This is a genomic window from Streptomyces capillispiralis (genome assembly GCF_007829875.1).
Classification (GTDB): Bacteria; Actinomycetota; Actinomycetes; order Streptomycetales; family Streptomycetaceae; genus Streptomyces; species Streptomyces capillispiralis.
The window spans coordinates 7,557,044-7,577,027 of the sequence record NZ_VIWV01000001.1 but is presented as its reverse complement, the minus strand read 5'-3'; the positions used below and the strand labels follow the sequence as shown (position 1 = coordinate 7,577,027).

Sequence of the window (19,984 nt, the reverse complement as noted above, 5' to 3'; positions counted from 1 at the left end):
TCGTCGCGTTGCGTAGGTTCCGCCTGCCCCGGCCGGGCGCGGACATGTGCGGGACCGTCGTTTCCGGGACGTACCGGAAAAGTGGGGAAGGAGGTGAGTGAGTGAGCAGGCGCACGCGACGCGAGGAGGCCCCCGTGACGACACCGGACGACGGCACCGGACCGGCACCGCTGTGCCTGGTGACCGGAGCGACGGGCTACATCGGCGGGCGGCTCGTGCCCGAGCTGCTCGACGCCGGGTACCGGGTGCGCTGCCTGGCGCGCTCACCCGACCGGCTGCGCGACCACCCGTGGGCGGGCCGCGCGGAGGTGGTGCGCGGCGACGTCACCGATCCCGCGTCGGTGGCGGCGGCGCTGGACGGGGTGGACGTGGCGTACTACCTGGTGCACGCGCTGGGCACGGGCCGCGACTTCGAGGAGACGGACCGCCGGGCGGCGCACGCCTTCGGGGAGCGGGCGCGCGCGGCGGGCGTACGGCGCGTCGTGTACCTCGGTGGACTCACCCCCGCGGGCGTCCCGGAGCGGGAGCTCTCCCCGCATCTGCGCTCGCGGGCCGAGGTGGGCCGGATCCTGCTGGACTCGGGCGTGCCCACCACCGTGCTGCGCGCGGCGGTGGTGATCGGGTCGGGGTCGGCCTCGTTCGAGATGCTGCGGCACCTCACCGAGCGGCTGCCGGTGATGATCACCCCCCGGTGGGTGCACACCCGGATCCAGCCGGTCGCGGTGCGCGACGTGCTGCGCGCCCTGGTCGGGAGCGCGGGCATGCCGCGGGACGTCAGCCGCGCCTTCGACATCGGCGGTCCCGACGTGCTCACCTACCGGGACATGATGGTGCGGTACGCGGCCGTCGCCGGGCTCGCGCGGCGTGTGATCGTGCCGGTGCCGGTGCTCACGCCGGGCCTGTCCAGTCACTGGGTGGGCCTGGTCACCCCGGTGCCGGCGGGCATCGCCCGGCCGCTCACCGAGTCGCTGCGGCACGAGGTGGTCTGCCGGGAGCACGACATCGCGCGGTACGTGCCCGATCCGCCCGGCCACCCGATCGGCTTCGACGAGGCGGTGCGGCTGGCGCTGAAGCGCGTACGGGAGGCCGATGTGGCGACCCGCTGGTCGTCGGCCTCGGTGCCCGGCGCCCCCAGCGACCCGCTGCCCACCGACCCCGACTGGGCGGGCGGCAGCCTCTACACGGACGTGCGGGAACGGACCGTGGACGCCCCCCGCGCGTCCCTGTGGCGGGTGATCGAGGGCATCGGCGGGGACAACGGCTGGTACTCCTTCCCGCTCGCCTGGACCGCGCGCGGCCTGCTGGACCGGATGGTCGGCGGCGTGGGACTGCGCCGGGGGCGGCGGGACGCGGCCCGGCTGCGGGCCGGTGACTCCCTGGACTTCTGGCGGGTGGAGGAGATCGAGCCGAACCGGCTGCTCCGGCTGCGGGCCGAGATGCGGCTGCCGGGTCTGGCCTGGCTGGAGATGTACGCCGAGACCGACGGCGCCGGCCGCACCCGGTACCGCCAGCGGGCCCTGTTCCATCCGCACGGGCTGCTCGGCCACCTGTACTGGTGGGCCGTCTCCCCCTTCCACGCCGTCGTGTTCGGCGGCATGGCCCGCAACATCGCGCGGACCGCGGCGCGGACGGGCCCGCACCGGACTCCTCCCCCGCCCTACACATAAAGGGGAAATAAGCGCAGAATGAGATGTACGCGGCGCTTCACCGCATACCGCACCAGACGCGGTCAGGCCTGCTAGTCAAAGGAGACGACCCATGGCCAACGTCTCGCACCCGCGCGGTGACATCACGACCCACCCCGACACCCACGAGATGCGGGCACGGTACGACCGCGTGCTCGGCGGTCGTGACGTGGCCCTCGTGGACGGACCGGTCTTCCTGCTCGGTCTGTACTGCGCGGTGTCCCCGTGGATACTCCACTACACGACGAGCCAGCCCGCGCTCGTGACCCACAACCTGATCGTGGGCATCGCGATCGGTCTGCTCGCCCTGGGGTTCACCGCGGCCCCGGCGCGCATGTACGGCCTGAGCTGGGCCATGTGCGCACTGGGCGTGTGGATGATCATCTCGCCGTGGATCGTCGGCGACGGACCCGACGCCGGCGTGATCTGGAACAACATCATCATCGGCGCCCTCGCCGTGATCCTGGGCGCGGTCTGCGCGGCCACGGCAGCCAAGAGCGCTCCCCGGCCGTAGGCAGGCCACACGAGGAGCCCAGCGCCGGTCCGCACCCACCGCGGACCGGCCCTTTCGCGTCCGGGGCCGGATCCGCCCGGCGGACGAGGGCCCCTCAGACGCGGGACAGCCACTGCTCGTACCAGGTCACCGTCGCGTCGACGGTCTCCTCCAGCGGCGCCGGACGGACACCGAAGGCCTGCTCGAAGGCCGAGGAGTCCATGATCTGCGGCTCGGTGTGCTGGTAGAACATCTCGGCGTACTCGGCGACGAACCGCTCGTCGAACGGGCCGAAGGGACGCATCTCCTCGAGCACGACGACGTTCAGGGGCCGGCCGGTCCGCTTCTCGATCAGGGCGTGGAGGTCGCGGGTCGCGACCGCGGGCGCGGTCGGCAGGTGCCAGACCCGGCCGTCGCCGTCGGGCCGTTCGCCCAGGGTGGCCAGGCCGGCGGCGACGTCGCCGATGGCGGTGCAGCTGTGCGGCAGACCGATGTCACCCAGTGCCAGCACCTCGCCCCCGGTGAGCGCGCCCGGGAACACGGCGGCGCCGAGGGAGGAGTTGAGCACGCCGGGGCCGACGAAGTCGGCGGAGCGGGCCAGCACCACCCGGGCGCGGCCCTCGCGGTGCGCGGCGAGATACCCCTCGTCCAGGTCGGCGCGCATCCGGCCCTTGCGGCCGGTCGCCCGCCAGGGGGTGTCCTCGGTCATCACCGCTCCCCCGGTCCTGCCGTACGGATACAGCGTGTCGAGGACGACGAGCCGGGCACCGGACGCCTCGACGGCCGCGAGCACGGCCTCCTGGACGCGGGGCATCACCTCGACCTGGAGGTGATAGGCGACGTTGACGCAGTGGTACACCACGGCGGCGCCCGCGACGGCCGCCCGCGCGCCGTCGGCGGTACCGACGTCGGCGGCCAGGCGCCGGACGCCGTCGGGCGCGGGCCCCTCCCCCTTGCGGTCGACGAGCCGCACGGGGTGGCCGCGGCGGGCGAGTTCCGGGGCGAGGGCGGTTCCGGCGGGACCCGAACCGAGGACGGCGTGCAGGGGGCGGGCGTCGGGGGCGGCTGCGGGCATGACGGTCTCCTGGGCAGGGGCGCGACGGATCACTTATCGACCTTCGCAACTGTTAGAGACTCTAACTCGCGGGATAGCAACTAGCAAGAGTCGGCCCGCCGGGCCGGGGAAAGGGGGGAGCGGCCGGGGAAAGCGGGGAGCGGCCGGGGAAAGCGGGGAGCGCCCTACCGCGCCGGCCGGTACACGTACGGGGTGGTCGAGGTCAGGGCGGCGAAGCCGAGGCGTTCGAGGACGGGGCGGCTCTGGGCGGAGGCGTCGACCTGGAGGTAGCGGTAGCCGCGGTCCACGGCGACCCGGCCCCGGTAAGCCACCAGCGCGCGGTAGATGCCCCGGCCGCGCCATTCCCGTACGGTGCCGCCGCCCCACAGTCCGGCGAAACCGGTGCCCGGCACGAGTTCCATGCGGGCCGCGCTCACCGGGGTGTCACCGGCCAGGGCCACCACGGCGACGACGGTGTCGGGGTCGTGGTCGAGCCGTTCGAGCAGCTGCCGGCGGAGCCAGGCGGCGTCGGCGTCGAACGCCTTCTCGTGCACGTCGGCGACCAGGCCGACGCCCGCCCGATCGGTGACGGGCACGACGCGGATGCCTGCGGGCGGCTCGGTGCCGAGGGCCAGCCCGGCGGTGTCGCCGATCATCAGCGTTTCGTCCGGTTCCGGCACGAACCCGGCCGCCGCGAGCCGCTGCCCGAGACCGGCCGGCAGGTCGTGTCCGTACAGCTTCCACTCGAACGCGCGGCCGAGCCCGGTGAAGTACGCGATCTGCTCCGCGATCACCGCGTCCGCGTCCGGCATCTCCGGGGCGGACCACACGACGCCGTTCCAGCCGTGCGCGGGAGCGGTCTGGCGCACCACCGCGCCGACGCGCTCGACGCGCGCGCCGGGGCCGTCGGGCCGGGCCCCCTCGCGCAGGTGACGGTCGAACAGGGCGAGTACGGCGGCGTGGTCCATGCGGCCGACTCCAGCACGAGGCCGACGGCGCCGGCAACGGGTTTTGGCCTAGGGTGGCCGTCGACCGGGGCGTCGCGAGGAGGGCCGGACCATGGTCGTACGGGACGAGGAACTGCCGTATCTGCGCCGCTGCGTGGAACTGGCGGCCGAGGCGCTGGAGTCCGGCGACGAGCCGTTCGGTTCCGTCCTCGTCGCCGGGGACGGGACCGTGCTCGCCGAGGACCGCAACCGCGTGGCGTCCGGGGACCGCACCCGGCACCCCGAGTTCGAGCTGGCGCGCTGGTCGGCGGCGCACATGACCCCCGCCGAACGGGCCGCCGCCACGGTGTACACCTCGGGCGAGCACTGCCCGATGTGCGCCGCCGCGCACGCCTGGGTGGGCCTGGGACGCATCGTGTACGTCGCGTCCTCCGAGCAGTTGGCGTCCTGGCTCGCCGAGCTGGGGGTGCCCGCCCCGCCGGTGCGCACGCTGCCCGTCACCGAGATCGCCCCCGGAGTGACGGTGGCCGGGCCCGTGCCCGAACTGGCCGAAGAGGTCGGGGAGCTGCACCGGCGGTTCCACCGCGGACGCGGCTGACCCGGCGGCCCCGCCGCCCCGTGGGATCACGGCCCCCGATCACCTCCCCCGGGGCTCATCCTTCCGCGGGCGGGCACGTCGGCCCGGGGCCACTCCGCCCGGGAGCAGCCCGGCAGCACTGCCCAGGGTCACTGCCCGCTTCCCCACCGGCCGTCGCCCGGCGTCACAGGAGGGCGCCGCCGGAGACCTCGATGCGCTGGGCGGTGACCCAGCGCATTCCCTCGGAGGCCAGCGTAGCGATGGCGTCGCCGATCTCCTCAGCTTCGCCGACGCGGCCGAGCGCGGTCTGCCCGGCCAGGACCTGGCGCATTCCGGCGTCGTCCCGCATCGCTCCGCCGTTGAAGTCGGTGGCGGTCGGCCCCGGGGCGATGGAGTTGACCCGGATGCCGCGAGGTCCGAGTTCTGCGGCGAGGGTGCGGCTCAGAGCTTCGACGGCGGCCTTCGATGCGGAGTAGGCCGAGGTGGCGGGGCTGGTGTGGCGGGTCAGTGACGTCGAGACGTTGATGACCTGGCCGCCCTGGGCCAGCAGCGGCACCAGCGACTGGATGAGGAAGAACGTGCCCCGGACGTTGGTGCCCATCATCGTGTCGAAGTCGTCGATCGTGACAGTCTCCAGCGGCCCGAAGACTCCCACTCCCGCGTTGTTGACCAGGATGTCGAGCCGCGAAGCACCCCAGCGCTCCAGCTGCGCGCCCAGTTCTGAGGTGAAGTAGGCGAAGGAGGAGACGTCGCTGATGTCGAGCCGGAGAACTGCGGCAGTCCCACCCACGGCCTGCACCTGTTCCACCGTCTTCTCAGCCCCGGCCGCATCGCCGCGGTGGGTGACCACGACCCGCACCCCACGTGTGGCCAGGGCGATGGCCGCGCTGCGCCCGAGGCCGCGATTCGCACCGGTCACCAAAGCGACCTTGTCGATTGTCATGAACTTCCTCCACCGTGCGAGAACCCCGGAATGCGCCTAGGTGCCACAGACCCGAGGCGAGTCACTCGACTCGTCTTGTTGGTGCACCGTAAGCGGACCCTCCGAGGCGAGTCAAGTGACTCGCCTCGGGGCTGCGGCATACTTTGCGCATGGCAGCAGAACTCACCGCGCATCACCGCAGGCTCGCCCAGCAGAAGCGCGAGGCGATCACCTCCGCGGCCACAGAACTGTTCCTGGACCGCGGCTACGACGGCACCTCGCTCGCACGGATCGCCGAAGCGGCCGGGGTCTCGAAGTCCACACTGTTCAAGCAGTTCCCCACCAAGGCGGCCCTCTTCGAGGCCATCGTCACCGAGTCCTGGCAGCGCGACGCCGGTGATACCGCCGCGCGGCCACAGGCGGGAGATCTGCGCTCCGGGCTGACAGCCATCGGCCACCGCTACGCCGACCTGATCGGCCAGCCCCGCATGACAGGCCTGTTCCGGATCGTCATCGCCGAACTGCCTCGGTTCCCCGAGCTGGGACGGATGCAGTTCCAGCTCGGCAAACTGCCCTACTTCGCCTCCGTCCAGCAGTACTTGGAATCCGAGCATGAGGCGGGCAACGCTGATGTGCCCGACGCCGAGAGCGCCGCGAACCAGTTCCTCGGCATGATCGCCAACTACGTCCTGTGGCCCCGCATGCTGCTGACCGGCTGGAAACCCACAGCCTCCGACATCCACAACGCCGTCGAAGAGGCCGTCCAGACCATGCTCGCCAGATACACCCCCAACCCGCCGGCCTGACCCGAAGCCGGAACTTCGACACCGACACGGCCCTGTTCTCGTATAGCTACCGCCAGATGGCGTGTAGCGCCGAGTAACTACTTGGGGCTGCGGTCGCGCTGATGGAGGGCGGCGAAGTCGGCGTGTGCGGCCTGGACGGCCTCGGGGTACGCCTGTCGCTTGTCGTGCTCGGAGAGCGCCCGATAGATACTGGACAGGCTGGGGCCGCATCCCTTGCGGCGGCCGGTGGGGATGATCAGGTCCGGTTGGATCTGCTCGACGGTCTCGCCGATCGCCCGGCGACGGAGCACGGCCGCTTCCGCCGACCTCCCTTGATCTTGCTCCGGGAAAGGGTCGTTTCGGGGACCACCTGTCCCGCGTGCCTGAGCGCCAAGGCGATGGGGTGGCGGGTCCGGACGCGTCGGACCTCCGGGTCAGTCGTGGGGGGTGTCGGCCGGATGTGCAATCGGGGCCGGGGCGGTCTGCCAGGAGCTGAGGATCCGCAGTGCGTGGTCTTCAGGGGTGTCAGGTTCGGCGGTGAGGACCATGAACATGACGTCGGGGTCGTTCGGCCTGGTCCAGGTGTCGCAGTCGAGTGTGAGGGGGCCGACGAGGGGGTGCCGAAAGCGTTTGGGGCCGTAGGTGGTGTCGGAGACGATCCGTCCGTTCCACCACTCGCGGAATTCGGGGCTGCGTACCGACAGCTCGCCGACCAGCGTGGCCAGGCGCGGGTCGTCGGAGTTGCTGGCCGTCTCCATCCGCAGCAGTGCCGCGCTGAGCCGGCCCGCGTCCTCCCAGTCGGTGAAGAGGCTGCGCATGGCCGGGTCGAGGAACAGCAGTCTGGTGTAGTTGCGCTCGGATGGCGTCAGCTTGCCGAAGTCCTGGTAGAGGGCCGCTGCGGCCGTGTTCCAGGCGAGAATGTCGTTGTAGCGGCCCAGCACCATCGCCGGAAAGTGGCCGAGGGCGTCGAGCATCCACTGCACCGACGGCCGCACCCGATGCCCAGCGCGGCGGCGCGGGGCGGGGGTCTTGCCCGCCAGCTCGTACAGGTAAGCCTGCTGTGCCTCGTCGAGCCGCAGCGCCCGCACCAGGGAGGCAAGGACGGTCGCGGAGGCCCGCACGCGCCCCTGCTCGATGCGGGTGTAGTAATCGGTGCTCATCGTGGCAAGGCGGGCGACCTCGTCGCGGCGCAGCCCCGGGACACGCCGCAGGGTCCCGTCATCGGCGAGACCCACCTGCGCGGGCGTCAGCTCGGCCCGGCGAGCCTTGAGGAACGCACCGAACTCGGATCGGGATGAACGCGAATCGGTCATGACACCACTATGCGTCCACTGTGCCGCGGACTCGGGCCGTCAAGGGGGGAAAGAATCTTCCCCGGCACGCCTTTCCCCAGGCAGGAACCTTCCTCTCCCGCACACGGGTCACAGCGGGCACGGTGGGGTCATGCGAACCGATGTGACCTTCACCAGCGCCGGGATCACCCTCGCCGGCCACCTGTACACCCCCGACACCGCTGCCGACAGCCCGCTCGCCGCCGTGGTCGTCGCTCACCCCGGCGCCGGCGTCAAGGAGCAGACCGCCGGCGCCTACGCCCAGCGACTTGCCGACGCCGGATTCGTCGCGCTCACCTACGACGCCGCCTACCAGGGCGAGAGCGGCGGCACTCCCCGAGGCACCGAGGACCCCGCCCAGCGTGTCGAGGACATCAAAAACGCCGTCTCCTACCTCACCAACCGCCCGGAGATCGACTCCGACCGGATCGGCGCCCTGGGCATCTGTGCCTCCGGCGGCTACGTCATTCCCGCCGCGGTCACCGACCACCGCATCCGCGCGGTCGCGACGGTCAGCGCCGTCGACCTCGGACTGTACTTCCGGGTCGGCCCCGACGGCACCCAGGACCCCGCCGCCCTCCAGGCGCTGCTCGACGCGGCGGCCGCGGCACGCACCACCGAGGCGGCCGGCGAGCCGCTCCCGACGATGTCCGTGCGCCCAACTGAGGAAGAGGCACGCGCCGGCGGCCGCTATTCCTACGAAGCCTGGGAGTACTACAGCACCGACCGCGGCCGGCACCCTCGCCAGGCCGACGAGTTCACCTTCTCCAGCGTCGACAAGATCGTGAACTTCGACGCCTTCCACCTCATCGGTCTGCTCGCCCCGCGTCCGCTTCTGATGGTCGCCGGCAACGAAGCGGCCACCGCCTGGATGTCCGAGGAAGCGGTCAAGAAGGCGAACGAGCCCAAGCGGCTGCACTGGATCGAAGGAGCCAGTCACGTCGACCTCTACGACCGCTACGTACCTCAGGTCACCACCGAACTCCTCCCGTTCTTCACCCAGAACCTCGCGGCGCAGACCGCGCACGCGACGGTCTGACACCCCCCGGCGGAAGCGGTCGTGTGGCCCGGGCGACATTCGCGGCCACGCAACCGCTCCCGTTCGCCATGAAAGGGAAGCAGTTCGGCGTCAACCACGGACACTTCGCGCTCACCGGCCTCCTGCTGGAGGTACTGCTGCCTGTGCGCGGCTCGCGGGTGGTGACCGTCAGCGACTTCGGCCACCGCGTCCAGCCGACATCCACTTCGACGACCTGCAGTTCGACCGTTCCTGCAACCGCGTCGCCGCCTACGGGCAGGCCAAGCTCGCCAACCGTGGATGCAGAACAGCGGCGACAGGGCCCGCCGGTCCGCGTCGGTGAGCTTGTCCGCCCATTTCGGATCGGCCAAAACCTCCTGCACCGGCGGCGAGCAGCGTCCAGACCTCGATCAGGTCTTCCGGCTCCCAGTCCTGCCGCATGCGCCCCATCCTTCGCCGTCACCCGTTCACTCGACGAGGCGACCCAGGCGGGGAAACGAGGGCTACGGAAGTTACTCAGTGCTACACGCCACCTGGCGGTAGCTATACGAGAACAGGGCCGGCACGCAGGGCCCGCCGCGAGTACGAGAACCGCGTCAGCATCCTCACGCCGACGGAGTCGTGATCGTTCTCAGCGCCAACGGCTGTACCGATGTTCCCCGAGACCGGCATCCTGCGCACCGGTACTCGCCCACACCGGTGTCACCGCGGCCGTCGCGCCCGCCGCCGCGGGGACGGCGAGCACACCGCTGCGGGGTCACCCGTCCCACACGCGGACGCCCGCCCGCGCCGGCCGCGTACGGACCGCGACGACTGCGTCCCGGTCGCGCCTCCTCCGTAGGCCGCGGCCGCTGTCACTCCCAGGGGGGGACCGTGTCGCCGGGCGCCTCGCGACCTCAGCCGCGAACACACGGCGGCCGGGGCGCCCCGGCTGCCGCCGCCGGGCCGACAGGCGGGGGCCGCGGGGCGCCTTTATGGTGAGCGAGGGCGCCGGTTCCCGGTCCGCTGTGGGACGTCCCTGGAGGCATCGATGCTGGCCAAGCTGTCCGTGCGACCGTCGGCCCGGCACCGCGCGGTGCGCCCCTCGGTCCGGCGCTGCGCGGCCACCGGGGCGGTCGGGCTGGCCCTGCTCGGCACGGGGCTGGCGGCCACCGGCCGCGCGGACGCGGACCTCGACCGGTTCTACGACCAGAAGATCAAGTGGGCGGCGTGCGGGACGGCCTCGGAACTGCCCAGGGACCTGCAGTGCGGCAGCATCACCGTGCCCCTCGACTACGCGCGGCCCGAGAAGGGCGCCCTCGCACTGGCCCTCGCCCGCTACCGGGCGTCCGACGACCCCCGCGGTTCGGTGCTGGTGAACTTCGGCGGCCCGGGCAGCTCGGGAGTGCTCGGACTCGCCCACGGCCGCAAGGACTTCCTGGACCTGACCGACGACTACGACGTGGTCTCCTTCGACCCCCGTGGCGTCGGCCGCTCCTCCCCGGTCAGCTGCGGCGCCGACGCCACCAACGAGGCGCTGGAGGCCACGGACGGGGAGGAGATGTCCGATCCGCGCGAGACGCTCCGGCAGTTGCGCGAGGTCGCCGCCGAGTGCGCCGAGAACTCGGGGCCCGTACTCGCCCACATCGGGACCGTGAACGTCGCGCGCGACCTCGACGTGATGCGCCATGTGCTGGGCGACAGCAAGCTCAACTACCTCGGGTTCTCCTACGGAACCCGGCTCGGCGCGGTCTACGCCGCCCAGTTCCCCGACAAGGTGGGCCGCATGGCGCTGGACGGCGTGGACACGCTGACGGCACCGCTGGCCGAGCAGGGACTGGCCAGTGCCCGGGGACAGCAGACGGCGCTGGAGAACTTCCTCACCTGGTGCACCTCCGAACTCACCTGCCCGTTCGGGCAGGATGCGCGCGAGGCCCGCGACCAGGTCGTCGAACTGGTCGACTCGCTCGACGAGAACCCGGTACCGACCGACTTCGGTTACGAGTTCACCGGTCAGGACCTGGCCGGCGCCATCGGGCAGGGCCTCTACACCAAGGAGTTGTGGCCGATGCTCCAGCGGGCGCTCGCCCAGCTGATGGAGGACGGGGACACGCGCGGTGTGGAGGCCCTCGCGACCGGGGGGATGACGCTGCCCGCGCCGCACCGGGCCGACGACCCCCTCGTCGAGGAGGAGGACGTGCCCCTGGACAACCTCCCGGCGGCGCTGATGGCGGTGAACTGCGCGGACGATCCCGACCGTCCCGCCGCCGGGCGGCTCACCCGGGACCTGGAACGGCTGCGCACCGCCTACGAGAAGGCCTCGCCGGTCTTCGGCCGGTACCGGCTCGCCCAGGTCGTGCTCTGCTACGGCCGCCCCAAGGGGACCGACTACATCCGCGAGCGGGTCAAGGACCTGGACACGCCGAGGATGCTGCTGGTCGGCACACGGGGCGACCCGGCCACGCCGTACCGCTGGACCGTGGAGACGGCCGAGCGGCTCGGCCCGTCGGCCGTGGTGCTGGACAACCGGGGCGAGGGCCACACCGGCTACGGGTCGTCCGACTGCGTCCACCGCAAGATCGACGACTTCCTGCTCTACGGCTCGCTGCCGCGCAGCGGCAGTTCCTGCGGCACCGAGGGCGACGACCGCATCTGACCGGCTGACCAGCTACCGGCTACCGGTTACCGGGACCCGGCGGTACCGGCCTGGCCGGCACCGGCGTACCGCCGCAGCGCCCTCGCGGCCTCCCCGGCGCCGGGCACCGAGACGGCGAGGCGGACGAACGGCTCCGGGTGCCGCAGCTCCACCACCACCGCCGGCACACCCGCCCGTACGGCCACGAAGTCCCGGCCCGCGGGATGCCTCCGCTCCCCCACGCAGAACCGTCCCGGGCGGCAGCGGCCGGTGACCGGCGTGCCGCGCATCGCGCGCCAACCCGGTTCCACGCCGGCCGCCCGCACCTCGGACACGGGGACGCGCACCACCCGGCGGCGCGCCACCAGCGCCTCCCACCACACCAGCCGGACCACCAGCGTCCGCGCGTCGGCCCGTCCTTCCACGACCAGCTGTGCCATCGGCGGCCACCTCCCCCACCAGGCTGCACCCAGAACCGCCCGGCCCCCACCCGGGCCCGCCCGCCCCCGCACGTGCGGGCGATTCGCACCGAATGCCCTGCCGCGTGATTCGCCCTATGGTGCTGTCATGGAGCACGATCTGAGTCCCACGACCCTTGCCGAGCTTCGCCGCCCGCGCCCCTACCCCGCGGTGTCCGTGCTGACGCCGACACACCGGCGCGAGCCCCTCAGCACCCAGGACGCGGTCCGGCTGCGCAACGTGGTGGCCGAGGCCAAGAAGAAGCTGGAGGCCGATCCGGCGGTCACCCGGGACCGGCGCACCGACGTGGCCCGGCAGCTCGACCGGGCCCTGGCCGAGGTGGACCTCGCGCACTCCGAGGACGGCCTGGTCATCTTCGCCGCCCCCGGCGAGCACCAGGTGTGGTCGCTCGCCCGTCCCGTGCCCGAGCGGGTGGTCCTCTCCGACACCTTCCTGACCCGCAACCTGGTGTCGGCCCACACGGCGGAACGGCCCTTCTGGGTGCTGTCCGTCTCCGCCGACCGGGTCACCCTGTGGAGCGGAGGCGCGGACCGGGTCACCGAGGAACGCGCCGGCGGCTTCCCGCTCACCCGTCAGGCACCGAACTTCGACCCCGAGCGGCAGGAGCGGATCGGCGACCAGCCGAGCGCCTTCCGGGACGAGGGCACCCGCCGGTTCCTGCGCGACGCGGACATCGCGATGGGCAAGCTCCTGCGCGACCACCCGCGGCCGCTGTACGTCACCGGTGAGCCCGCCGCCCTGTCCCTGCTGTGCGAGGCCGGCAGTGTGGCCAGGGACGCGGTGCACGTCCCGCACGGCGGGCTGGCGCACGGCACCCACGAGGCGGTGTGGCAGGCCGTGCGGCCGGTGCTCGAGGAGGAGGCCCGCAAGAGCACCGAGGACGTGGCCCGGTCCCTGGAATCGGCGCGGGGGCGCAAGGAGTTCGCGGCCGGGGTGGACGAGCTGTGGCAGAGCGCCCGGGAGGGGCGCGTCCGGCTGCTGGCCGTCGAGGAGAACTACCGGATCGCGGTCCGTGACGCCGGCGACCACCTCGTCATCGCCGAGGACGGCGACCTCGACGCCCGCGAGGACATCGTGGACGAGATCGTCGAGCAGTGCCTGGAGACCGGCGCCGAGGTCCGCTTCGTTCCGGACGGCACCCTCGGGGACGCGGACGGGATGGCGGCCGTACTGCGCTACTAGCGGGGCGACCCCCCCGGTCACCGGGTGAACGGAGAACCGGCCGTCGAACGGGTGAGTGAACGGCGGCGGTTGGGCCGACGGGTCGTCATATCACTTGCGTATCATGGGAGTTGATGCGGCGATCGGACCTCTGGCGTATATCCCGGGGTAACCGCTCGAAGACGGTGGCATATGCCGTAGGCACCGCCTTATCGTGTGTTGCCAAATCCCTTACAGGGCGTCGCGGGCTGTGCGACAGTCGTAACCGGCCCCTCGCTCCGCCCGAAGGCCGCCGTATCGTCCCCGCATCGGAGTGCGTCATGCCGCCCCACCTCTCCGCGGACCGCCCCGCCGCGCAGCCGCCAGGACGCGGCCCGGTCGACGCGCTCATCTCGCAGACCCGGCGGCTCAAGGGCGAGGTGGACGCCGTACGGCGGGACACGCCCGCCGACGCGACCGACCCGGGCGAACGCTGGCGGCGCGCCCTGTACGACCTGGCGCTGCACCAGCTCGACGACCTGGACCAGCACCTGGCGCAACTGCGCGACGACCCGCGCGCCGTCCCCGGCCCGACCGGACACGACACCGCCGCACCCCCCGCGCCCCGGCACGGCTCCCTGGTCAGCCGGGTCGGCAGCGCCGAGTGGAACCTGCTGACGGACGAGGTCAGCTGGTCCGCGGAGCTGTACCGCATCCTGGGCCGCGACCCGGCCGCTCCCCCGCTCACCCTGGACGAACTGCCCTCGCTGGTGCTCGACGAGGACCGGCCGGGGCTGACCGCGATGGTCACGGGCTGCCTGGTCGACGCCCGGCCCATCGACGGGGAGTTCCGCGTCGTACGCCCGGGCGAGGGCGTACGGACCGTGCACATGATGGGCGAACCGGTGCTCGGCGCCGACGGCAGTACCGCCTCGATGTGGGCCGTACTGCGCGACGTCAGCGAACTGCGCCGCTGCCGGCGGGCGGTGAGCGAGACCCGTGACTCGCTGCACCACCAGCGGCACGCCGCCGCGCGGACCGAGCACCGGCTCGCGGTCGAGCTGCAGGAGGCCGTGCTGGCACCACGGCGCGGCCCCCTGCGGCTCCCGCACGGCGGATCGCGGACCCTGGACCTGGCCGCCGCCCATCTGCCGCCGTCGGCCGACGCGCCGGTCGGCGGCGACTGGTACGACGCCCTCGACCTGGCCGACGGTTCGACGCTGCTCAGCGTCGGCGAGCTGACCGGCCACGGCGTCGGCGCGGCCACGGGCATGGCGATGCTGCTCGGCGCCGTGCGCGGCATGGCGATGACCGGCACCGCGCCCGGCCCGCTGCTGGCCTGCCTCAACCGCCTGCTGGACACCGCGCCGCAGCCGGCCCTGGGCAGCGCCGTCTGTCTGCGCTACCGGCCCGGGACCCGCTCACTGGTGTGGGCGCAGGCGGGACACCCCGCCCCGCTGCTGTTCCGCGGCGGGACGGGGCGTGCGCTGGACGCGCCGGACGGCGTGCTGCTCGGGGCCACCTCGGGAGCCTCCTACGGGCAGGCCGAGGAGACCCTCGAAGCCGGTGACCTGCTGCTGCTGCACACCGACGGGCTGGTGCCCGGGCACGCCGGAAGAAGCGCCGTGCACCGGCTCCTCCGCCTGGCACCCCGGTTCGCCGGGGCCGCCACCGCACAGGACTGCGTCCGGGCGGTCGTACGGGAGTTCGGAGAAGGGGAGCGCCAGGACGACGCCTGTGTGCTCGTGGCCCGGGTCGCCTCGTAACCGACGGCTCGTGCGGACCGGGACCGTCAGGCCTGGGCGGCGGAACCGCCCTTGCCCCTCGGCTTGGGCAGCGCCAGTTTGATCTCCTCCCTGAGCTCCTGGATCTTCGGGTAGGAGGCGTACTCGGCGGTGAGCCGGTACATCTGGCGCAGCCGGTCCCAGGTGCGGCGCGAGGAGTTGGAACCCATCGACATCAGCGCCAGGCGCGCGTACCGGTCGGCCTGTTCGGGATCGTCCGCGATGAAGCAGGCGGACGCCATGGACAGATGGTCGAAGATCTTCGACCGCTCGCGCCCGTCGACGCGCAGGGACAGCGCCTTCTCCGCGTAGTGCTGGGCGTGCGCGGCGGCGCCGGGCTCGAACTCGGCCAGCGTGCGGTAGGCCAGGGCCGTCATCCCGTACAGATCCTCGTCCTTGAAGGTCTGCATCCAGTCCGGCGGTTCCAGATCGGACTTGTCCGAGACGAACAGGTCCTCGGCGCGGCCCAGCGTGCGGCGCATCGCCTGCCCCTTGCCCATCGACGCCTGCGCCCAGGCCTCGATGGTGTGGAACATCGCCCGGGTGCGCGGCAGGACCTCCTCGCCCGAGCCGGACTGGGCGAGCTTCATCAGGTCCAGCGCCTCGTCCGGCCGGCCGAGGTGCACCATCTGACGGGCCGCCCGGGACAGCGCCTCACCGGCGCGCGGCCGGTCGCCGCCCTCCCGGGCCGCGTGGGCGGCGATCACGAAGTACTTCTGCGCCGTGGGCTCCATGCCCACGTCGTGCGACATCCAGCCGGCGAGGACGGCGAGATTGGCGGCGACGCCCCACAGGCGCCGCTGGAGATGGGGTGGATGGTGGTAGGAGAGCATGCCGCCCACCTCGTTGAGCTGGCCGACCACCGCCTTGCGCTGGAGGCCGCCGCCCCGGGCGGCGTCCCAGGCGCGGAACACCTCCACGGAGCGCTCCAGTTCCTCGATCTCCTGCGACCCGATGGGGGCGGCCTCGTAGCGGTCGAACCCGGCGGGGTCGGCGTGCAGGGGGTTGTCGAGTCGGGGAGCGTCGGCGGTGAGGGCCGGATCGGTGTGCAGCCACTCGTGCATGGCGCTGCTGAGTGCGGATCCCGCGGTGAGCGCGGCGCCCGCGCCCACCAAGCCGCGTCGGTTGAGCATGAGGTCCATTCCCGTGAATTCGGTGAGGACCTCGGCTGTCCGCTCGGGCGCCCACGGCACTCCGTCGGGATGGTGCGTACTCCCGTCGCGCTGCCGTTTCCCCGTACGCCCGTGCCGGACCAGACCGAGATCCTCGATGGTCACGACACGGCCGAGACGCTCGGTGAACAGGGCCGCCAGCACCCGCGGCACGGGATCGCGCGGGATCTCTCCCATGTCGATCCACCGCCGCACCCGGGAGGTGTCGGTCGCCAGCTGGGGGTGGCCCATGGCCGCCGCCTGCCGGTTGACCAGCCTCGCGAGTTCGCCCTTGGACCAGCCGGCCAGGCCGAACAGGTCCGCGAGCCGGGTGTTGGGTTGTCCGCTCACGTCAAGCCCCCAGGTTCTCGGCTGAGTTGACAGTAGCCCGGTGCCGGTTGCCGGGCGACTATTCGCCAGGGTTCGCCAGGGTGCGCCAGATGGTGTGCCAGGGGGCATCGGGTGTCGAGTAGGAACGCGCCACCACGACCCCGTCGCCGCAGGGACATTCCCCAGGGTGCGCCCGGGCGGCCGGGCCGGGTGGTGCACTGACGTCGCAGGCACACGAAGGGATCTGTATCACCCATGTACGCAGCATCGTCCTCCGTGTCCGCCCCGCCCCGGCCGCTGCGTCCGCGTCCGTCGGACAACGGCCCCTACCTCGCCCCCGCCCGCCCGGCGCCCCCCGTGCTCGGCGCGGGCAACGTACGGCGCACCGCGGGACCGGGCACCCAGCCGCTCAGCGGAAGGCTCGACCTGTCCGGCCCCCAGGGCGCCCAGCTGCGCACGGCGATCGCGTCGGTGCACCGCATCTGTCCGGAGTTCACCCCGGTGCAGGTGCTGCGCCGCACCGGCCGGTCCGTCCTCCTGGTCGGTTCCGCCGGCCGGAACACCGCGGTCGCCAAGTGCTTACTGGACCACTCCCCGGCGTGGAGCGAGCGGATCCGCCATGAAATAGCGGCCTACCGCTCGTTCGTCCGGCACCGCCCGCCCGTGCGGGCGCCCCGGCTGATCGCAGCGGACCCGGACAACTGCACGCTGGTGATCGAGCGGCTGCCCGGCCGGGTGGCGGCCCTCCAGCGGCACCCGGTCGAGGCACCCCCGCGGGCGGACATCAGGGCGGCACTCGGCGCGATCTGCCGGTTGAACTCCTGGCGGCCGCCGGCCGGGACGTTCGACGCGCCGCTGGACTACGCGGCCCGCATCTCCCGCTACCACGAGCTGGGGCTGCTCACCGACCGGGACCTGGGTGACCTGCAGAAGCTGCTGCACGGCATCGCGCAGGCGGCCGGGCGGCAGGGCATGGGCCAGTTCTGCCACGGCGACGCCCTGCTGTCGAACATCCTGATCTCGCCGGCCGGTCCCGTGCTGGTGGACTGGGAGCACGCGGGCTGGTACCTGCCGGGGTACGACCTGGCGACCCTGTGGTCGGTCCTCGGGGAGGCGCCGGCGGCCCGGCGGCAGATCAGCCAGATCGCCCAGTCGGCCGGTCCCGCCTCGCGGGACGCGTTCCTGGTGAACCTGATGCTGGTGCTGACCCGGGAGATCCGCACCTACGAGACGGCCGTGCAGCGGTCGATGCAGGACGCGGCCCCGGCGGCGGCCCACCCGGGCGGCACCGCGTCCGGTGAGGAACAGCGGCTGCTGCTGCGGCGGCTGCACGACGACTGCCAGCTGGCCCGCCGGGCCGTGCGCGCGGCGGTCGGCACCCGCTGACGGCGGCGAAGGTCCGCGGTGCGCTTGACGGAGGCGCACCGCGGACCTTCGTCGTGGTCCCCGTCCGGACGTCCGGGAGGGGACCATTGGTGTACTCCACTGACGCGCCGCAGGCCCCGCGGCCGTCGCCACGAAAGACCCGCACACCCCGATTGACAAGGGAAATCTCGCCTGCCTGGGCATGATTGACGGATTATCTGCTGACCGGTACCACTGACGGACCGCTCGGCTCCGTACGGCGCACCGTGCCCGACCGTCCCAGGAGGCTGCATTGCGAGAACCCGCCACCGAACCCGGCCGTGCGGCCGGGTCGTCTCGACGCGCCCGCCGGGGTGCCGTCCGCGCCCTGGCCGCGGCCGCGCTGACGCTTCCGCTGCTGGGCGTGGCTCCGTCCGAGGCCGGACTGCCGGACACCGCCGGGCTCCAGAATGCGTTCACCGCGGCGGCCGCCGAGTACGACGTGCCGCGCAGCGTGCTGCTGGGCGTCTCCTACCTGCAGTCCCGCTGGGACGCGCACGGCGGCGCCCCGAGTGTGACCGGCGGCTACGGCCCGATGCACCTGACGGACGCCGAGGCCGCGCTCGCCGCGTCGGAGCACCACGCGGAGGGCACCGAGGACCCCCGCGGTGACGACGCCCGCCCGCCGCTGCGTCCCGGGGCGGGGGCGCCGCGCACCGGCGAACTCCCGGCGCGGCTGACCACCTTGCCGAGGGCGGCCCGGCTGACCGGGCTGAGCCCCGAGCGCCTGCGCGAGGACCCGGCGGCGAACCTGGCGGGCGGCGCCGCGCTGCTGGCCGAGGCGCAGCGGCGGCTGGGCGGGCCGCCGAGCGACGACCCGGCGGACTGGTACGGGGCGGTGGCGCTGTTCTCCGGCGCCGACGACACGGCCTCGGCCGCCGCGTACGCCGACGAGGTGTTCGAGGTGATCCGCTCCGGCGGGGCACGGGTCACGGACGCCGGGCAGCAGGTCGCCCTGGCTCCCCGCCCGGACCTCGCGCCCGACGTCGCGGCGTTGGACCGCGCCGGGCTGCGCACCGGCTCCGCCGCGGGGACGGAGTGCCCGAGGACGGTGTCCTGCGAATGGATCCCCGCGCCGTACGAGGAGTTCGGGGACGGCGACTACGGCAACCACGACCTGGGCGACCGGCCGGCCTCGCAACCCATCCGGTACATCGTCGTCCACGACACGGAGGGCGCCTGGGAGGGCGTGCTCGACATGGTCCAGGACCCCACCTACGTGTCCTGGCAGTACAGCCTGCGCTCCACGGACGGTCACATCGCCCAGCACGTGAAGGCGAAGGACGTGGCCTGGCACGCGGGCAACTGGTACGTCAACGCCGGGTCGATCGGCCTGGAGCACGAGGGTTTCCTGGCCGAGCCCGACGCCTGGTACACGGAGGCCATGTACCGCTCGTCGGCGCGGCTGGTGAAGTACCTCGCCAAGAAGCACGGCATTCCGCTGGACCGGCAGCACGTCCTCGGCCACGACACGGTGCCCGGCCCGACCTCGGGGACCATCCCCGGGATGCACACCGACCCGGGCCCCTACTGGGACTGGGCGCACTACTTCGAACTGCTGGGCCGCCCCTTCGAGGCCACGGCCGGCAAGCACTCCGGCGTCGTGACGATCCGGCCGGACTACTCCGCCAACCGGCCGGTCTTCACCGGCTGCGAGGGCGCCGGCGAGCCCTGCACGACGCACGGGTCGAGCGCGGTGCGCCTGTACTCCGACCACGACGAGAGCGCGCCCCTGATCAGGGACATCGGCCTCGGCAGGGCCCCGACCACGGGGGTGAACGACCTGTCCTCGCGGGTGTCCACCGGCCAGCGGTACGCGGTCGCCGACCGCTGGGGCGACTGGACCGCCATCTGGTACCTGGGCCAGAAGGCGTGGTTCAGGAACCCGGCGCGGCAGCCGGCCGCGGTGCCCTCGAAGGGATTGGTCGTGACCCCGCGGGAGGGGGTCGACTCGGTTCCGGTGTACGGGCGCGCCTACCCGGAGAAGGAGGCCTACCCGGCGGGGGTCCCGGCGCAGCCGGTGACGCCGCTGCCGTACACCCTGCCCAAGGGCCAGAAGTACGTCACCGGCGGCAAGGTGCCCGGTGAGTACTACTACGCGGTGACCTTCGACGAGGCCTCGCACCGGGTGGTGACCGGCGAGGACCTGTACTACGAGATCCAGTTCGGCCACCGGGTCGGCTTCGTGCGGGCGGCGGACGTGACGGTGACGTCGTCGTAGCACCGCCGGGACGCGGAGAGGGCCGGGTTCCCACGGGGACCCTGCCCT

17 protein-coding genes and 1 pseudogene are annotated in these 19,984 nt (G+C 72.9%); 11 read left to right on the top strand and 7 right to left on the bottom strand.

The genetic code is table 11. The annotated features are described in order from the left end of the window. The first annotated feature begins 134 nt into the window (after positions 1–134). Together FHX78_RS33070 and FHX78_RS33065 are read left to right on the top strand one after the other, a co-directional pair. Complete coding sequence (locus tag FHX78_RS33070) at positions 135–1,667, top strand: SDR family oxidoreductase (RefSeq protein ID WP_145871010.1); 1,533 nt, start codon at positions 135–137, stop codon at positions 1,665–1,667. A 91-nt stretch (positions 1,668–1,758) separates the two neighbouring features. After that, entirely contained in the window at positions 1,759–2,199 is a 441-nt protein-coding gene (locus FHX78_RS33065; RefSeq protein WP_145871009.1) for an SPW repeat protein, read from the top strand. 94 nt (positions 2,200–2,293) lie between these two features. Here the strand turns inward: FHX78_RS33065 and FHX78_RS33060 are convergent, their stop codons facing one another. Together FHX78_RS33060 and FHX78_RS33055 are read right to left on the bottom strand one after the other, a co-directional pair. Continuing rightward, entirely contained in the window at positions 2,294–3,253 is a 960-nt protein-coding gene (locus FHX78_RS33060) for an NAD-dependent epimerase/dehydratase family protein (RefSeq protein WP_145871008.1), read from the bottom strand. A gap of 164 nt (positions 3,254–3,417) precedes the next feature. After that, positions 3,418–4,200: a GNAT family N-acetyltransferase gene (locus FHX78_RS33055; protein ID WP_145871007.1), complete on the bottom strand. Its 783-nt coding sequence runs from the start codon at positions 4,198–4,200 to the stop codon at positions 3,418–3,420. Positions 4,201–4,291: 91 nt separating this feature from the next. On the opposite strand from FHX78_RS33055, the gene FHX78_RS33050 reads away from it, so the two are divergent. Further along, positions 4,292–4,777 (top strand): nucleoside deaminase, encoded by a 486-nt coding sequence (locus tag FHX78_RS33050; protein ID WP_145871006.1) that lies wholly within the window; start codon positions 4,292–4,294, stop codon positions 4,775–4,777. Positions 4,778–4,940: 163 nt separating this feature from the next. Here FHX78_RS33050 and FHX78_RS33045 read toward each other — a convergent pair whose 3' ends face one another. Next, positions 4,941–5,699 (bottom strand): SDR family NAD(P)-dependent oxidoreductase, encoded by a 759-nt coding sequence (locus FHX78_RS33045; protein ID WP_145871005.1) that lies wholly within the window; start codon positions 5,697–5,699, stop codon positions 4,941–4,943. 149 nt (positions 5,700–5,848) lie between these two features. Between FHX78_RS33045 and FHX78_RS33040 the strand changes: the two genes are divergently transcribed. After that, positions 5,849–6,484, top strand: a complete 636-nt coding sequence (locus FHX78_RS33040) for a TetR/AcrR family transcriptional regulator (RefSeq protein WP_145871004.1) — start codon at positions 5,849–5,851, stop codon at positions 6,482–6,484. Between the two features lie 77 nt (positions 6,485–6,561). On the opposite strand, the gene FHX78_RS33035 is transcribed toward FHX78_RS33040, so the two are convergent. Both FHX78_RS33035 and FHX78_RS33030 read right to left on the bottom strand, forming a co-directional pair. Continuing rightward, on the bottom strand, positions 6,562–6,774 hold the full coding sequence (locus FHX78_RS33035) for a hypothetical protein (protein WP_229924030.1): 213 nt from the start codon (positions 6,772–6,774) through the stop codon (positions 6,562–6,564). A 123-nt stretch (positions 6,775–6,897) separates the two neighbouring features. After that, positions 6,898–7,776, bottom strand: coding sequence for a helix-turn-helix domain-containing protein (locus FHX78_RS33030; protein ID WP_145871003.1), 879 nt, complete (start codon positions 7,774–7,776; stop codon positions 6,898–6,900). A gap of 130 nt (positions 7,777–7,906) precedes the next feature. On the opposite strand from FHX78_RS33030, the gene FHX78_RS33025 reads away from it, so the two are divergent. The 3 genes and pseudogenes from FHX78_RS33025 (at position 7,907) to FHX78_RS33015 (ending at position 11,447) form a co-directional block, all read left to right on the top strand. Further along, positions 7,907–8,833: an alpha/beta hydrolase gene (locus tag FHX78_RS33025; RefSeq protein ID WP_145871002.1), complete on the top strand. Its 927-nt coding sequence runs from the start codon at positions 7,907–7,909 to the stop codon at positions 8,831–8,833. Positions 8,834–8,913: 80 nt separating this feature from the next. Continuing rightward, a pseudogene (locus tag FHX78_RS38300) lies at positions 8,914–9,107 on the top strand (short-chain dehydrogenase); the annotation flags it as partial. Positions 9,108–9,842: 735 nt separating this feature from the next. After that, positions 9,843–11,447 carry an alpha/beta hydrolase gene (locus tag FHX78_RS33015; RefSeq protein WP_145871001.1) on the top strand — a complete coding sequence of 535 codons (1,605 nt, stop codon included), beginning with the start codon at positions 9,843–9,845 and terminating at the stop codon, positions 11,445–11,447. A gap of 26 nt (positions 11,448–11,473) precedes the next feature. Here the strand turns inward: FHX78_RS33015 and FHX78_RS33010 are convergent, their stop codons facing one another. Further along, entirely contained in the window at positions 11,474–11,866 is a 393-nt protein-coding gene (locus FHX78_RS33010) for a hypothetical protein (RefSeq protein ID WP_167531918.1), read from the bottom strand. 127 nt (positions 11,867–11,993) lie between these two features. Here FHX78_RS33010 and FHX78_RS33005 point away from each other — a divergent pair, with 127 nt between their 5' ends. Then, positions 11,994–13,088 carry a baeRF3 domain-containing protein gene (locus FHX78_RS33005; RefSeq protein ID WP_145871000.1) on the top strand — a complete coding sequence of 365 codons (1,095 nt, stop codon included), beginning with the start codon at positions 11,994–11,996 and terminating at the stop codon, positions 13,086–13,088. A gap of 299 nt (positions 13,089–13,387) precedes the next feature. Beyond that, positions 13,388–14,812, top strand: a complete 1,425-nt coding sequence (locus FHX78_RS33000) for a PP2C family protein-serine/threonine phosphatase (protein WP_145870999.1) — start codon at positions 13,388–13,390, stop codon at positions 14,810–14,812. 26 nt (positions 14,813–14,838) lie between these two features. Here the strand turns inward: FHX78_RS33000 and FHX78_RS32995 are convergent, their stop codons facing one another. After that, the gene (locus tag FHX78_RS32995; RefSeq protein ID WP_145870998.1) at positions 14,839–16,332 is read right to left on the bottom strand and encodes a DNA-binding protein NsdB; all 1,494 of its coding nucleotides are present in this window, start codon (positions 16,330–16,332) and stop codon (positions 14,839–14,841) included. Between the two features lie 234 nt (positions 16,333–16,566). Here FHX78_RS32995 and FHX78_RS32990 point away from each other — a divergent pair, with 234 nt between their 5' ends. Next, on the top strand, positions 16,567–17,697 hold the full coding sequence (locus FHX78_RS32990) for an aminoglycoside phosphotransferase family protein (RefSeq protein ID WP_145870997.1): 1,131 nt from the start codon (positions 16,567–16,569) through the stop codon (positions 17,695–17,697). A 271-nt stretch (positions 17,698–17,968) separates the two neighbouring features. Then, on the top strand, positions 17,969–19,936 hold the full coding sequence (locus FHX78_RS32985; RefSeq protein ID WP_145870996.1) for an N-acetylmuramoyl-L-alanine amidase: 1,968 nt from the start codon (positions 17,969–17,971) through the stop codon (positions 19,934–19,936). Positions 19,937–19,984: the final 48 nt, after the last annotated feature.

Bases quoted from the DNA above. Each gene is read 5' to 3' on its own strand.
- FHX78_RS33065 (WP_145871009.1), top strand. From the start codon at position 1,759: ATGGCCAACGTCTCGCACCCGCGCGGTGACATCACGACCCACCCCGAC.
- FHX78_RS33060 (WP_145871008.1), bottom strand. From the start codon at position 3,253: ATGCCCGCAGCCGCCCCCGACGCCCGCCCCCTGCACGCCGTCCTCGGT.
- FHX78_RS33055 (WP_145871007.1), bottom strand. From the start codon at position 4,200: ATGGACCACGCCGCCGTACTCGCCCTGTTCGACCGTCACCTGCGCGAG.
- FHX78_RS33050 (WP_145871006.1), top strand. From the start codon at position 4,292: ATGGTCGTACGGGACGAGGAACTGCCGTATCTGCGCCGCTGCGTGGAA.
- FHX78_RS33045 (WP_145871005.1), bottom strand. From the start codon at position 5,699: ATGACAATCGACAAGGTCGCTTTGGTGACCGGTGCGAATCGCGGCCTC.
- FHX78_RS33040 (WP_145871004.1), top strand. From the start codon at position 5,849: ATGGCAGCAGAACTCACCGCGCATCACCGCAGGCTCGCCCAGCAGAAG.
- FHX78_RS33030 (WP_145871003.1), bottom strand. From the start codon at position 7,776: ATGACCGATTCGCGTTCATCCCGATCCGAGTTCGGTGCGTTCCTCAAG.
- FHX78_RS33025 (WP_145871002.1), top strand. From the start codon at position 7,907: ATGCGAACCGATGTGACCTTCACCAGCGCCGGGATCACCCTCGCCGGC.
- FHX78_RS33015 (WP_145871001.1), top strand. From the start codon at position 9,843: ATGCTGGCCAAGCTGTCCGTGCGACCGTCGGCCCGGCACCGCGCGGTG.
- FHX78_RS33010 (WP_167531918.1), bottom strand. From the start codon at position 11,866: ATGGCACAGCTGGTCGTGGAAGGACGGGCCGACGCGCGGACGCTGGTG.
- FHX78_RS33005 (WP_145871000.1), top strand. From the start codon at position 11,994: ATGGAGCACGATCTGAGTCCCACGACCCTTGCCGAGCTTCGCCGCCCG.
- FHX78_RS33000 (WP_145870999.1), top strand. From the start codon at position 13,388: ATGCCGCCCCACCTCTCCGCGGACCGCCCCGCCGCGCAGCCGCCAGGA.
- FHX78_RS32990 (WP_145870997.1), top strand. From the start codon at position 16,567: ATGTACGCAGCATCGTCCTCCGTGTCCGCCCCGCCCCGGCCGCTGCGT.